Genomic DNA, 13381 nt, shown 5'->3' with positions numbered 1-13381 from the left:
GTGCTCAAGTTGCAAACTTGAGTCAACCGCACTCACTTATCACAGGAGACGGAATTGCCCGAAGACTTCACCCCCGGCGCCGGGGACGACGGCGCCCAGTCGTTCGACGAGTTCCTCGCGCGCTACCTCGCGGGCGAGCAGGCGCGCGCCGAGCGCTCCATCGACCTCAGCCGCTTTCTCAGCGCCCGCACGCAGGACGCTCTGCAAGAGGCCGGTCGCTTCGCACTCGGCCGCGGACAGCGCGAACTCGACGCCCTGCACGTGTTGCACGTGCTCGTCGGGCGCTCGCCGGCCAAGGACGCCGTCGCGCGCCTCGGCGCCGACCCCGCCGCGATCGCCCGCGCCGCCGAGAGCCGCCTCCCGGCCGCCGGTGCCCCCGCGCACGTCGACGGCGCCGTCGTCGCCGGTTCCGTGCAGCGCGCGCTGTTCCACGCCTTCCAGGTCGCCCGCGCCGCCGGCTCCACCTACGTCGACCCCGACCACCTGTTCTTCGCGCTCGTGCTGGCGCAGGACGCCCCCGCGGGACAGATCCTCGCGCAGGCCGGCGTCACCGCCGAGGCCCTGACCCAGGGGGTGCGCGAGACGGTCATCGGCGACACCGAGACCGCCGCCGAACAGGTCGGCGCCACGCCCCAGCTCGACCGCTTCGGCACCGACCTCACCGCGCGCGCGACCGCCGGCGAGCTCGACCCCGTGATCGGCCGCGCCGACGAGATCGAGCAGACCATCGAGATCCTCAGCCGCCGCACGAAGAACAACCCCGTGCTCATCGGCGAGGCCGGCGTCGGCAAGACCGCCGTCGTCGAGGGACTCGCGCGCGCCATCGTCGCGGACGAGGTGCCCGAGCAGCTGCGCGGCACGCGCGTCGTCTCTCTCGATCTGGCCGCCATGCTCGCCGGCGCCCGCTACCGCGGCGACTTCGAGGAACGGCTGACGCAGACGATGGACGAGATCGCGGCATCCGAGAAGCTGGTCGTCTTCATCGACGAGGTGCACACGCTCGTGGGTGCCGGGGGCACGGGTGAGGGCTCGATGGACGCGGGCAACATCCTCAAGCCGCGCCTGGCCCGCGGCGACGTCCACCTCATCGGTGCGACCACGCTGCGCGAGTACCGCACGATCGAGAAGGACCCCGCCCTCGAGCGGCGCCTGCAGCCGGTGCGTGTCGGAGAACCCTCGATCCCGGATGCCGTGGAGATCCTGCGCGGCCTGCGGGCGGCGTACGAACAGCACCACGCCGTCAGCTACACCGACGAGGCCCTCCGTGCCGCGGTCGAGCTGAGCGACCGCTACCTGTCGGATCGCGTGCTGCCCGACAAGGCCATCGACCTGATCGACCAGGCCGGAGCACGGCTGCGGCTGCGCCTGGGTGTCTCCGTCGACACCTCGGCGCTCCAGGAGCGGCTCGCCGTGCTCGAGGCGGATAAGAACGCCGCCGTCTCGGCCGAGCACTATGAGGAGGCCTCGCGGCTGCGCGACGAGATCGCCGCCGTGCAGTCGCGCCTCGCCGACGCGATCGCCGCGCCTCGCGCGGCCGCCGTCGTCGACGAGCCCGAGATCGCCGCGGTCATCAGCCGCGCAACCGGCATCCCCGTCTCTCGTCTGACGGCCACCGAGCGCGGTCGCCTCGCCGACCTCGAGACGGAGCTGCACGCACGCGTCATCGGGCAGGACGACGCGGTCGCCGCGGTCGCCAAGGCCGTGCGGCGCAACCGCACCGGGATGGGCGACGAGAACCGCCCCGTCGGGTCGTTCCTGTTCCTCGGGCCCACCGGCGTCGGCAAGACCGAGCTCGCCAAGGCGCTCGCCGGGTCGCTCTTCGACGACGACGGCGCGGTGATCCGCTTCGACATGAGCGAGTTCGGCGAGCGGCACACGGTGTCGCGCCTGATCGGTGCCCCTCCCGGATACGTCGGCTACGACGAGGCCGGACAGCTCACCGAGCGCGTGCGCCGCAACCCCTACGCGGTCGTGCTGTTCGACGAGATCGAGAAGGCCCACCCCGACGTGTTCACGCTGCTGCTGCAGGTGCTCGACGACGGCCGGCTCACCGACGGGCAGGGACGCACGGTGGACTTCCGCAACACCGTGATCGTGATGACGTCCAACCTGGGCGCCGAGGTGCTGGCATCCCGTTCCGGCGCCATCGGATTCACCACGACCGGTCGCGAATTCGCGGACGACGACCTGCGCGATCGGGTGATGGGCAAGCTGCGCGAGGCCATGCGGCCGGAGTTCCTCAACCGCATCGACGACATCGTCCTGTTCCGCAAGCTCGAGAGGGCGCAGCTGCGCCGGATCGTGCGCCTGCTGCTGGGGGCCACCTCACGTCGACTCGCCTCGCGCGAGGTGACCCTCGAGGTGACGGATGCCGCGGTCGACCGCCTCGCCGAGGACGGCTACGAGCCCGAGTACGGGGCGCGGCCCCTCCGCCGCGTCATCCAGCGCGAGGTCGATGACCGCATCGCCGACCTGTTCGTGTCGGGGGATCTGCGCGACGGGGGAGCGGTGACGGTGGATGCCACCGCCTCCGGCCTCACGGTGACCTCGGCGAAGGCGGCGCTCGCCGCCTGACGTTCCCCCACGTACAAGCCCCCGGCGCCTCGGTGCCGGGGGCTTCGACGTCGGCGGGTGGTTCTCGGGGGCCGGCTCTGGTGGCGGCGCGGGCTGCCGGCCGGGTGGCGGAGCGGGCGCCGGGTGGCGGCGCGGGCGTCGGGTGGCGGCGCGGGTGCCGCCGGGCGAGCGTCGCGAGCCGAACTCCGGAGAAATCGTTACAGCGACGCCAGCCGCGGTGGTGCGGGCGGCGTGTCGGTCGAAAGCTCCGGAGTTTCGCGCGGGGGCGGAACGGGCGGCCTGAGCAGACCGGCGTCCAGCCCTGCCCCGATGTCGGGGGTTCGGGGCAGAGTAGGGGAATGAGTCGTATCGGCACGATCTTCAGCCCGTACCCGCACCCGCCCGAGCAGATTCGCGACGCCGCCCGCGCGGCCGAAGACGCCGGCGTCGACGAACTGTGGCTGTGGGAGGACTGCTTCCGCTCCTCGGCGTGGGCGGCCGCCGCGGCGGCTCTCGCCGCCACCGACCATCTGCGCATCGGCGTGGGCATCGCGCCGCTGCCGCTGCGCAACGTCGCCGTCTCGGCGATGGAGGTCGCCACGATCGAGCGCATCTTCCCCGGTCGCCTGCTGCCCGGTTTCGGGCACGGGGTGCAGGACTGGATGCGACAGGTCGGCGCCAAGGCCGCCTCTCCGCTGACGCTCATGCGCGAGCAGCTCCCCGCCCTCCGATCCCTCCTCGCCGGCGACACGGTGAGCGCCGAGGGACGCTACGTGAAGCTGCGCGACGTCGCGCTGGACTGGCCGCCCGCCGCAGCGCCCCTCGTCTACGCCGCCGCAGAAGGGCCCAAGACCCTCGCCCTCGCGGGCGAGGTCGCCGACGGTGTGGTCCTCGACAGTCGTCACACCGTGGCCGAGATCGCCGCCGCGGTCGAGACCGTGCAGGCCGCGCGCACCGCTGCGGGCCGCGACGGCAGAGCCGACGTCGTGGCGTACGTCCTGACGGCCTTCGGCCCCGACGCCCGCGACCGCGCGACGGCCGTGCTGTCCGATCGGGCCGACGCCGCCGAGCGGGTGCTCGCCGGGTCGGTGTCCGAGGTCGCCGAGGGTGTCGCCCGGTTCCAGGCGGCGGGCGTCGACGACGTCGTGCTGCTGCCCACCGACGACGTCGATCTCGCCGCGTTCTTCTCGGCGGTCGGCCAGGTCGCCGTCGCCGTGCCGCACGCGGACGGCGTGTCATGAGGCGCGGGGTCGTCTCGCTCGGGGTGGCCGGCTCCCTCGGCCCCGACGCGATCGCCCGTATCGCTCCCGCCGTCGAGCAGGCCGGCTTCCACACGCTCTGGGTCAACGACACGCCCGACGGCGACGCGCTCGCGGCGCTCGCCGCCGCCGCGCGCGTCACCGACCGCCTGCGTCTGGCGACGGGCGTCGTGCCCGTCGATCGGCGTCCGGCTGCCGAGATCGCCGACGCGGCGGCATCCCTGGGTCTTCCCCTCGACCGGGTGACCATCGGCATCGGCTCCGGAACGGCGAAGCAGGGTGCGCTCGCGCGGGTGCGCGCGGCCGCAGAGACGCTGCACCGCGCGGGCCTGCCCCGCGTCCTGGTCGGGGCGCTCGGGCCCAAGATGCGCCGCACCGCCGTCGAGAGCGCCGAGGGCGTGCTGCTCAACTGGGTGCCGCCGATCGAGGCGCGCGAGCAGTCCGCGGCGCTTCGCGCACTCGTGCCGTCGACCCACGTCGCGGTCTACGTCCGCACGGCGATCGACGACGCCGCGCGCGATCGCCTCGAAGCCGAGACCGCCCGCTACGCCTCGTTCCCGAACTACGCCGCGAACTTCGAACGGATGGGAGTGGACGCCACCGACACCACCATCCGCGACGTCGCCGAACTGGCGCCGGCGCTCGAGGCGTACACGGCCGCTGCCGACGAGGTGGTGCTGCGCGCGATCGTGCCCGACGACACCGTCACGGCGTACGTCGACTTCGCCCGCCGTGTCGCGCCGGATCGGATGTGACGCCCGGGGCCGCGCGCGCGGCGCGGAGCAGCCCTCGCCTGACGCCCTGACCCCCGGTGGGGATTCGCGGTCCACCGATCAGCCGCGCCGTCAGCACGCGAGCGGTGCAGAAAAGCGCAGCAGCCGCCCCGTCCGCGCAGCACCCGCCCCGTCCGTGCAGCAGCCGCCCCGTCCGTGCAGCGCCTACTCCTCCGCACCGCGGCCACGCCGTCAGCGCACGAGCCGCACCGTCCGCGGGATGGGCCCGAACGCCGACTCCGCCCCGTCGGCGACGAACCCGTTGCGCGCGTAGAACGCGCGGGCGCGGGGGTTGTCGTCCGCGACCCACAGCGAGGCCGGTCGCGCGCCCAGCACCGCGTCGAGCAGGCCCTGTCCGGCGCCACTGCCGTGTCGGGCGGCGAGCACGTACAGCATCGTCAGCTCCTCCGCGCGCACGGCGTCGGGCTCGGGGGTCGGTTGGACCGCCGCGAAGCCCACGATCTCGTCGTCGTCCTCCGCGATCATCGTCGCGAATGCCCCCTGGGCGAGGTTCTGACGCCACATGTCGATTCGCCGGTCGACAGCGAACCACGGACTGTGCTCGGGGTCGTCGACGAAGCGGCCATACGTCTCGCGCCACGACGTGGCGTGCACGACGGCGATGCCCTCGGCATCCTCGGCGCGCGCGGCTCGGATCCGGATCGTCGGATGCTGCGTCCCCATCCCGCAAGCCTAGGTGTCATCGCCGAGAGCCGACAGGCCGATGGCAGACTGACCGGATGCCACACCGTCGAGGTCTCACCGTCCGCTCCGCCTCTCGCGGGGCGCTCGCCCTGCTGCTGCTCGCCGCCGGGACCGGCCACCTCACCTGGGGGCGTCGCGGCTACCGGATCGTCGTGCCGGAGTGGGCGACACGGGTGCTGCACACCGACAAGGACGCGATCGTCGTGGCCTCGGGCGCCGTCGAGATCCTCCTCGGCGTCGGGCTCGTCGCCCTGCCCCGGGAGCGGCGCCGGGTCGGCGCGGCGGTGGCGGCATTCTTCGTCGCCGTCTTGCCCGGCAACGTGCACCAGTGGCGTACGGGCCGCTCCGCTCCCGGTCTCACCACCGATCGCGCCCGGTTCGCCCGGCTTTTCCTGCAGGTGCCCCTCGTCGCGTGGGCGTGGTGGGCGACGCGCAAGCGTTGAGCCGCGGGATCGGGCGAGCGCCGGGCGACCCGCACGTTGACGCTCGGGACGGTGGACGCGGGACGCCCCGCAAGACGTGAGAGCGCGGAACCCGCGCTGCCCGACTCAGGCGGCTTCGCCGAGACCGAGCACGCCCGTGTCGAAGGCGGCGCGGGCGAGCACCTTGTACCCGTGATCCGAGAAGAAGACCGTGATGCGGTCCGCCTCCACGCCCATGACCGTCCCCGTCCCGAACTCGCCGTGGTGCACGACGGCATCGATGCGGATGCCGTCGTCCGCGGCATCCATGGATTCGACGCCGGCAGCCCCGGCGTCGTCCACCGGGGCGGCAGCGCCCGCGTCGCACCGGTCGCACGACCCGCACCGCTCGGGCGTGTCGACACCGAAGTACTCCAGCAGCGCCCGCCGTCGGCAGTGCACGGTCTCGGCGTAGCCGCGCATGATCTCGATGCGCGAGGCGCGGATGCGCTCCTCGGCTTCGTCGCGGTCGCGTACCGCGGCGACGGCGTCGCCCGCCGACACCTCCTGCCGCACCGTCACGCCGTCGGGGCCGGACGCGGCCAATCCGCACACCACGAACTGGTTGAGCACCCGCCCGATCGCCCGGGTCGACCGCCCCGAGGACTCGGCGATGTCTTTGGCGCGCAGCGGCTCTTCCGCACGCCGCAGGGCATCCCAGACCCCCGCGACATCGGCGCGCTTGCTGTGGCCGCCGGCGAAGAACGACCGCAGCGCGAAGTCCTCGGCGCGGTAGTGCAGGATCGCGCGGGCGGGCTGGCCGTCACGTGCGGCCCGACCGATCTCCTGAGCGTAGGAGTCGAGCGACTCGGTGACGTCGGCGTGCACGACCAGTCGGACGTCGGCTTTGTCGACGCCCATGCCGAACGCGGACGTCGCCACGACCACGTCGAGCTCGCCGGCGCTCCAGGCCGCGTGCACCTCGTCGCGTCGCTTCTGCGCCATCGCCCCGTGATACGGCGCCGCGCGCAGCCCTCGCGCGGTCAGTTCGTCGGCGTAGGCGTCGGTCTCTTTGCGCGTCGCGACGTACAACAGGGCGGGGCCACCGGCATCCTGGACATCGTCCACGACGGCGCGACGCTTGCCGGCGTCGTCCTCGTGGCGGCGCACCGCCATGTGGATCTCGGGGCGGTCCATGCCGCGTACCTCCAGGTGCGGGTCGCGCATTCCGAGGCTCGCGACGATGTCGTCGCGGACGGGAGCGGATGCCGTGGCCGTCAGCGCCAGCACGGGTGGGCGCCCGAGCGCGTCGACGGCGTCGCCGATGCGGGCGTACTCGGGGCGGAAGTCGTGCCCCCACGCCGACACGCAGTGGGCCTCGTCGACGACCACCAGACGCACGTCGGCCGCCGCGAGCCGGTCGAAGACCTCGGTGTTGGCGAGCTGCTCGGGCGCGAGGAAGGCGTAGACGGACTCGCCGCTCTCGATCGCGGCCCAGGCGGCCTTCTTCTCGCGCGCTCCCGTGCGGGAGTTCAACGCGACGGCGGCCGGCGCGTCGGGGGCGCGGTCGATCGAGTCGATCTGATCGCGCTGCAGCGCCAGCAGGGGCGAGATGACCACGGTCACCCCGCCCAGCTCGCACCCGGCGATCTGGTACACCGCCGATTTCCCCGCGCCGGTGGGGAAGACGACGAGCGTGTCACGGCCGCCGATGACCGCGTCGATCGCCTCGGCCTGACCGGGCAGCATGTCATCCCAGCCGAACACCTCACGGGCGGTGCGAGTGGACTGTTCGAGGGTGGCGGGAGCGTTCACGAGGCCTCATTCCTGGAAGAGCCCCCAGCACACCTCAGACCGGGGACGCGGGTGCGGGGGTTGCGAGGACCGGCGTCGTATGTCACCCCACCCCGACACCGCGTACGCGCCGCGAGCCGCCGCGCGCAAGAGCGCCGGCGATGTCGGAGGGGGATGCCACGATGACGACATGCTCTTCGGCGACATCGAGACGGCTCTCGCGGCGGTGACCGCGACGCGTTCGCGTCTGGCGAAGGTCGACGCCCTCGCCGAGGTGCTGCGCGGGCTCGAGCCCGACGAGATCGAACCCGCCATCGGATTCCTCACCGCATCCCCCCGCCAGGGGCGCCTCGGCGTGGGATACAAGACGCTGTCGAGCCGCGGCGTCGTGCACGCCGACACGGCAGCGCTCACGGTCGGCGACATCGACGACGCGTTCGCGCGCCTGACCGGCATCGGCGGGAGCGGGTCGGCCGCCCAGCGCTCGGCTCTGCTCGACGATCTGGCGGCCCGGGCGACGGTCGGTGAGTGGAACCTGCTCATCCGCGTCATGACGGGTGAGCTGCGCACCGGCGCACTCGAGGGAGTGCTGCTGGATGCCGTGGCTCGCGCCGCCGATCGCGACGGCGCCGCGGTGCGCCGTGCTGCCATGCTCTCGGGCGACCTGGGCCGAACGGCCCGCGTGGCACTGACCGCGACCGCCGGGGATCTGGCCGCCGTGGGACTGGTCGTGGGTCGTGGCGTCCAGCCGATGCTCGCGTCGACCGCCGCGACCGTGGCCGAGGCTCTCGGTGAGGCCGGTCGCGCCTCGGTGGAGTACAAGCTCGACGGCGCACGCGTCCAGGTGCACCGGCGCGGCGACGAGGTGCGGGTCTTCACCCGTACCCTCGCCGATGTCACCCACCGCGTGCCCGAGATCGTCGAGATCGTCCGCGCGCTGCCGGTGACCGAGGTGATCTTCGACGGCGAGACGCTCTCGCTCGACGAGGACGGGGCGCCACGTCCGTTCCAGGACACGATGGCGCGCTTCGGGGCCGAGACGGCCCGTGAGATCGCGCTGCGGCCGTGGTTCTTCGACATCCTGCACCTCGACGGTCGCGACCTGGTCGACGAACCGCTGCACACCCGGCTCGAGGAGCTCGAGAGGGTCGCGGCGGCCTGGCGTCTGCCCGCCGTGATCACCGACGACGTCGCCGTCGCCGACGACTTCGCGCGTGCGGCTCTGACGGCCGGGCACGAGGGCGTGATGGTCAAGGGGCTCGACGCGCCCTACACCGCCGGCCGGCGCGGAAAGAGCTGGCTCAAGGTCAAGCCGGTGCACACGTTCGACCTCGTCGTGCTGGGCGTCGAGCGCGGCTCCGGGCGACGGGCGGGGTGGTTGTCGAACCTCCACCTGGGCGCCCGCGATCCCGACGGCGCATTCGGCGAGCCCGGCGGTTTCGTCATGGTCGGAAAGACGTTCAAGGGCCTCACCGATCAGACGCTCGCCTGGCAGACCGCGCACTTCGCCGAACGCGAGACCGGATCGGTGCCCGGCGGCATCCGCGTGGTCCCCGACACCGTCGTCGAGATCGCCATCGACGGCGTCCAACGGTCGGTGCGGTACCCGGGCGGCGTGGCGCTCCGCTTCGCCCGCGTCAAGGCCTACCGTTCCGACAAGCCCGCGGCCCAGGCCGACACGATCGACACCCTGCGCGCTCTGCTTCCGGGCGGCGCGCCGGCGGAAGGATGACGCGATGAGTCTGGCCCCCTGGCTCGACGGCGAGCTCGGTTACCGCAGCTTCGGAACCCCCGGCGCCCCGCGCGCGGTCTTCGTGCTGCGCACCGGCGACGTCGCCACCACCGACCCCGATGCGCGGGTGACGTCGGGCTACGACGTGCGCATCGTCGCTGTGGGACTCGATGCGCCGGAGCTCGAGGACCCGCCGGTCTTCGGCGGATTGACGCCGGCCGGGCTCACGGTCCAGGCGCTGCGCGACCTGCTCGAGCGAGAGGCGCCCGGGGCCACGGTGGGCCTCGTCGGCGAGCGAGCGGCGGGACCGATCGCGATCTACCTCGCGGCGGCGATGGGGCCCGTCGTCGACCGGCTCGCGATCGTGGGCGTGCGCAGCCCGTCCGACCCGCTCAGCCGCGATCTGCGGACGCCCCTGCTCGACCATCTCGACGCCGACGTGCTCGTCGTCGTCGGGGGAGAGGGCCCGGCCGGCGACGACGACGCGTCGTGGTACGTCGACCGTCTGCGCTCCGCCGAGGCCGAGGTCGTGCCCGCCGACGAGATCGACTCCGTCAACGGGCACGTGACGCTCACCTCGGTCTGGGAGCGCGTGCTGACCCACGTCGCTCCCGGCGCCGAACGGCGCTGACCCGGACGCGGCGGACGGCGTCCCCCGGCCGGCGTCCGCGGGCGTGACGGCGTCGCTCCACTCGCCACCGGGCGGGACGGCATCGCCTCACCCACGTCCGGCGCGCGACCCGGCGCCGAGCGGCGCCCGACCGACCTCGAGCCGGGGCGTGCCCCTCAGCCCCGCGTCAGCGCCTTGACCTGCACCACGTTGGACTCCTCGTCCAGCTCGACGTGGTCGCCCTGCGCCTTCAAGAAGTCCGAGAAGCTGCGGAAGCCCAGGGCCTTCTCGCTGAACGACGGGTCGAGGCGCTTCATCAGGTCCTTCACCGCCGACGCGTGCAGCCACTCCCCGTCGGCGCGCTCGCCTTCGAGCTGCATCGCGCGCTCGAGCAGGTCGACCGCCGGGTCCTTCGAACGCTTGCGGGCGCGGGGCCGCGAGGGCGCGGCATCCTTGTCCTTCTTCGTCTCGGAGAGCTTCGGGATGCCGGGCAGGGAGTCGTACGCGTCGAAACGGTCGCATGCGGCGGCCAGCGACTTGGCGGTCGACCCGGCCACGCCCACGCCCACGACATACCGGCCGAGGCGTTTGCAGCGCTGCGCGAGGGGCACGTAGTCGCTGTCGCCCGCGACGATGACCACGTGGGTCAGATCGGGCAGTCGGAACATGTCCTCCACGGCATCCACCGCGAGACGGATGTCGGCGCCGTTCTTGGCGTAGGCGGCGGCGGGGAACAGCTGCACCAGATCGACGGCGCGCGCGACGAGCTGCGAGCGGTATTCGGCGTTGACCGGCGCGGACCAGTCCGCGTAGGCGCGGGTCAGCACGAGGGTGCCGAACGACGCGGCGTAGTCGATGACCGCGCCGACGTCGATCGTCGCCTTGGTGAGCCGTTCGGCGATCTCGGGATCCATCGGGTTCTCGGCGATCTTCTGACGGTCCCGCGAGTACGCGTTGCGACCGTGCACGCGGTCGTACCACGACATGACGATGTTGTCGAAGTCGAGGTAGACGGCGACACGGGCGGTCTGGGTATCGGGCATGGGTCCAGTCTGACCGGTCGGGGCGCGCCGCGGGTACCCCGGGCGCTCAGCGCTCGCCGGGATAGACCACGCCGATCTGCCGACGCACCTCATCGAGGACGCCCATGATCGCGACCGACTCGTCGAGGGGCAGGATGCCGTTCGCGCCGGCGCCCTCGGCGACGAAGCGCTCCGCGGCCTGCGCCTGGAACTGCATGCCGCGGCCGTCGACGCTGCCGTCGAAACGCTCAAGCACCTCGCCCGAGGGCGAGACGACGCGGAACGTGGTGGGGGTGTACCAGACGCGGTCGATCTCGATGCGCGCCTCGGTTCCGACGATCTGCGCGGTGTTGAGCCCCGCGCCGCGCGACGACGACACGCTGGTCGAGACCGCCCCTCCGGCGTGGACGAACGCGGTCGCGACCTCGGCGTCGCTGCCGGCATCCGACAGGCGCGCCACCGCGGTGATGCGTTCGGGCAGACCGAGCACGTCGACGGCGAACGAGATCGGGTAGATGCCGAGGTCCAGCAGCGCGCCGCCGCCGAGTGCGAGGTCGTTCAGACGGTGCGCGGGGTCGGTGGAGATCTTCTGCGTGTGGTCGGCCGAGACCACGCGGATCTCACCGAGCGTGCCGGCCTCGATGATCTCGCGGACGCGAACCATGTGCGGCAGGTAGCGGGTCCACATCGCCTCCATCGCCAGCAGGCCGGCGTCGGCGGCGGCGTCGCGGATGCGGCCGGCCTCGACGGCGTTGAGGGTGAACGGCTTCTCGACGAGCACGTGCTTGCCGTGCGCGAGCGCGAGCAGGGCGTTGTCGACGTGGGAGGGATGGGGGGTCGCGATGTAGACGATGTCGACATCCGGGTCGGAGACGAGCTCTTCGTACGAGCCGTACGCGTTCGGGATGTCGTAGCGCGCGGCGAAGTCGCGTGCGCTGTCGATGCGCCGGGAACCGACGGCGGTGACGTCGAGACCCGCGGTGCGCAGGTCGGAGGTGAAGGCGTGCGCGATGCCGCCCGTTGCGAGGATGCCCCAGTGCAGTCCGGTCATGGCATCCACCGTATCGGCGACCGCGGACATCGCGGCCCGGCGGGAGCGGATGCGAGGTCGATCCGCGGGCCGGCGCGGTCTTCGGCATAGGCTCGCCGCATGACGCCGGTCGAGCGCTTCCGCGAGCTGCTGTCCATCCCGACCGTCTCGCGGGCCGATCCCGCCGAGGTCGACGACGCGGACTTCGCGCGGTTCCATGCGGCGCTCGAGCGCCTCTACCCGCGGGTGCACGCCCGGCTCGAGCGCGAGGTCGTCGCGGGACGCTCCCTGCTGTATCGCTGGGCGGGACGCACCGACCAGGCGCCTCTCGTCCTGCTCGCGCATCAGGACGTCGTCCCGGTCGACGGGCAGGTCTGGCGGCATCCCCCGTTCGCGGCCCAGATCGAGGGGACGGGGACGGATGCCACGATCCACGCGCGCGGAGCGATCGACGACAAGGGGGCGCTGGTGGCGATCCTCGAGGCCGTCGAGCAGGCCCTCGCCGAGGGCGTGATCCCGGCGACCGACGTGTGGCTCGCCTTCGGTCACGACGAGGAGACGCGGGGGACCGGCGCCCGGGCCATGGCGGCGCTGCTCGCCGATCGCGGGGTGCGGCCCGCCCTGGTGCTCGACGAGGGCGGTGCCGTGGTCGACGGCGCCGTGCCGGGGGTGGCGGCGCCCACCGCGATGATCGGGGTCGCCGAGCGCGGTTCGGCCACGTTCGACCTCGTCGCGCGCGAGGCCGGGGGACACGCGTCGACTCCGCCGCCCCTGCCGGCCACCGCGCGGCTGGCTCGCGCCGTTGACCGCTTGCGTCGTCGCCCCTTCCGTCGGCGCCTGACCGCCCCCGTGCGCGCGATGCTGGTCACCGCCGCGGACCACACGGCTCTGCCGCTGCGGGCGGTGCTGCGCAACGCGCACCTGACGGCTCCGGTGCTGACGCGCGCGTTCGCGTCCCTCGGGCCCGAGACCAACGCCCTCGTGCGCACGACGGCGGTCGTGACCCGCCTCGAGGGGTCGCCCGCCGACAACGTCCTGGCGACGACCGCACGGGCGAGCGTGAACGTGCGTCTGCTCACCGGCGAGACGCTCAGCGACGCCGCGATCCACCTGCGTCGGGCGATCGCCGACCCGCTGATCGACATCGAGCTGCGTCACGGCGACGACCCCTCGCCCGTGTCGCCGTGGCGCGGTGCGGCGTGGCGACGGTTGTCGAGCGCGGTCTCGTCCACCCTCGGGGACGAGGTCGTCGCGCTGCCGTACCTGCAGCTCGGGGCGAGCGACAGCCGGTTCTACACCGCGCTGACGGATGCCGTCTACCGCTTCGCCCCGTTCCACCTCACGCGCGCCGAGCGCGACGCCCTGCACGCCCCCGACGAGCGGATCCGCGTCGACGTGTGGCTCCGCGGCATCCGCTTCTACCGCGCGCTGCTCGAGGCGTGAGTCGCGACCCGTCCGTCGCGTGCGGCCCGCGTCCCGTGGGACGGCGGGTGGGTGGCCCA

At 73.2% G+C, this 13381-nt stretch carries 11 protein-coding genes; 7 read left to right on the top strand and 4 right to left on the bottom strand.

Features of this window, described 5'->3' with window-relative positions; translation table 11 throughout:
- The first annotated feature begins 54 nt into the window (after positions 1–54).
- From ACIPVB_RS08790 to ACIPVB_RS08780, 3 genes are all read left to right on the top strand, one after another.
- A complete protein-coding gene (locus ACIPVB_RS08790; RefSeq protein WP_400368303.1) occupies positions 55–2574 on the top strand; it encodes an ATP-dependent Clp protease ATP-binding subunit in 2520 nt (839 codons plus the stop codon).
- Positions 2575–2912: 338 nt separating this feature from the next.
- Positions 2913–3794, top strand: coding sequence for an LLM class flavin-dependent oxidoreductase (locus ACIPVB_RS08785; protein ID WP_400368302.1), 882 nt, complete (start codon positions 2913–2915; stop codon positions 3792–3794).
- Entirely contained in the window at positions 3791–4567 is a 777-nt protein-coding gene (locus tag ACIPVB_RS08780) for an LLM class flavin-dependent oxidoreductase (protein ID WP_400368300.1), read from the top strand. Before ACIPVB_RS08785 ends, ACIPVB_RS08780 begins: the two co-directional genes overlap by 4 nt.
- Before the next feature lie 210 nt (positions 4568–4777).
- On the opposite strand, the gene ACIPVB_RS08775 is transcribed toward ACIPVB_RS08780, so the two are convergent.
- Positions 4778–5269: a GNAT family N-acetyltransferase gene (locus tag ACIPVB_RS08775; protein WP_400368299.1), complete on the bottom strand. Its 492-nt coding sequence runs from the start codon at positions 5267–5269 to the stop codon at positions 4778–4780.
- Positions 5270–5325: 56 nt separating this feature from the next.
- Between ACIPVB_RS08775 and ACIPVB_RS08770 the strand changes: the two genes are divergently transcribed.
- Positions 5326–5733: a hypothetical protein gene (locus ACIPVB_RS08770; RefSeq protein ID WP_400368298.1), complete on the top strand. Its 408-nt coding sequence runs from the start codon at positions 5326–5328 to the stop codon at positions 5731–5733.
- Between the two features lie 105 nt (positions 5734–5838).
- On the opposite strand, the gene ACIPVB_RS08765 is transcribed toward ACIPVB_RS08770, so the two are convergent.
- Positions 5839–7506 carry a RecQ family ATP-dependent DNA helicase gene (locus tag ACIPVB_RS08765; protein ID WP_400368297.1) on the bottom strand — a complete coding sequence of 556 codons (1668 nt, stop codon included), beginning with the start codon at positions 7504–7506 and terminating at the stop codon, positions 5839–5841.
- A 169-nt stretch (positions 7507–7675) separates the two neighbouring features.
- On the opposite strand from ACIPVB_RS08765, the gene ACIPVB_RS08760 reads away from it, so the two are divergent.
- On the top strand, positions 7676–9217 hold the full coding sequence (locus tag ACIPVB_RS08760; RefSeq protein ID WP_400368961.1) for an ATP-dependent DNA ligase: 1542 nt from the start codon (positions 7676–7678) through the stop codon (positions 9215–9217).
- 4 nt (positions 9218–9221) lie between these two features.
- Positions 9222–9848 (top strand): hypothetical protein, encoded by a 627-nt coding sequence (locus ACIPVB_RS08755; RefSeq protein WP_400368296.1) that lies wholly within the window; start codon positions 9222–9224, stop codon positions 9846–9848.
- A gap of 155 nt (positions 9849–10003) precedes the next feature.
- Here the strand turns inward: ACIPVB_RS08755 and ACIPVB_RS08750 are convergent, their stop codons facing one another.
- Both ACIPVB_RS08750 and ACIPVB_RS08745 read right to left on the bottom strand, forming a co-directional pair.
- Positions 10004–10870 (bottom strand): NYN domain-containing protein, encoded by an 867-nt coding sequence (locus tag ACIPVB_RS08750; RefSeq protein ID WP_400368295.1) that lies wholly within the window; start codon positions 10868–10870, stop codon positions 10004–10006.
- A gap of 46 nt (positions 10871–10916) precedes the next feature.
- Positions 10917–11900 carry a Gfo/Idh/MocA family protein gene (locus ACIPVB_RS08745; protein ID WP_400368294.1) on the bottom strand — a complete coding sequence of 328 codons (984 nt, stop codon included), beginning with the start codon at positions 11898–11900 and terminating at the stop codon, positions 10917–10919.
- Between the two features lie 99 nt (positions 11901–11999).
- Here ACIPVB_RS08745 and ACIPVB_RS08740 point away from each other — a divergent pair, with 99 nt between their 5' ends.
- Positions 12000–13322 (top strand): M20/M25/M40 family metallo-hydrolase, encoded by a 1323-nt coding sequence (locus ACIPVB_RS08740; protein ID WP_400368293.1) that lies wholly within the window; start codon positions 12000–12002, stop codon positions 13320–13322.
- Positions 13323–13381 lie beyond the last annotated feature (59 nt).

Origin of the sequence: Microbacterium sp. NPDC090007, from assembly GCF_044748345.1 — a bacterium.
In the GTDB taxonomy this organism is placed as follows: domain Bacteria; phylum Actinomycetota; class Actinomycetes; order Actinomycetales; family Microbacteriaceae; genus Microbacterium.
Note: the sequence above shows the minus strand (reverse complement) of the source record. Positions and strands in the feature narration are given on the sequence as shown.

Coding starts and splice junctions, on each gene's coding strand:
- ACIPVB_RS08750 (WP_400368295.1), bottom strand. CDS start 10,870: ATGCCCGATACCCAGACCGCCCGTGTCGCCGTCTACCTCGACTTCGAC.
- ACIPVB_RS08770 (WP_400368298.1), top strand. CDS start 5,326: ATGCCACACCGTCGAGGTCTCACCGTCCGCTCCGCCTCTCGCGGGGCG.
- ACIPVB_RS08755 (WP_400368296.1), top strand. CDS start 9,222: ATGAGTCTGGCCCCCTGGCTCGACGGCGAGCTCGGTTACCGCAGCTTC.
- ACIPVB_RS08775 (WP_400368299.1), bottom strand. CDS start 5,269: ATGGGGACGCAGCATCCGACGATCCGGATCCGAGCCGCGCGCGCCGAG.
- ACIPVB_RS08740 (WP_400368293.1), top strand. CDS start 12,000: ATGACGCCGGTCGAGCGCTTCCGCGAGCTGCTGTCCATCCCGACCGTC.
- ACIPVB_RS08780 (WP_400368300.1), top strand. CDS start 3,791: ATGAGGCGCGGGGTCGTCTCGCTCGGGGTGGCCGGCTCCCTCGGCCCC.
- ACIPVB_RS08785 (WP_400368302.1), top strand. CDS start 2,913: ATGAGTCGTATCGGCACGATCTTCAGCCCGTACCCGCACCCGCCCGAG.
- ACIPVB_RS08760 (WP_400368961.1), top strand. CDS start 7,676: ATGCTCTTCGGCGACATCGAGACGGCTCTCGCGGCGGTGACCGCGACG.
- ACIPVB_RS08745 (WP_400368294.1), bottom strand. CDS start 11,900: ATGACCGGACTGCACTGGGGCATCCTCGCAACGGGCGGCATCGCGCAC.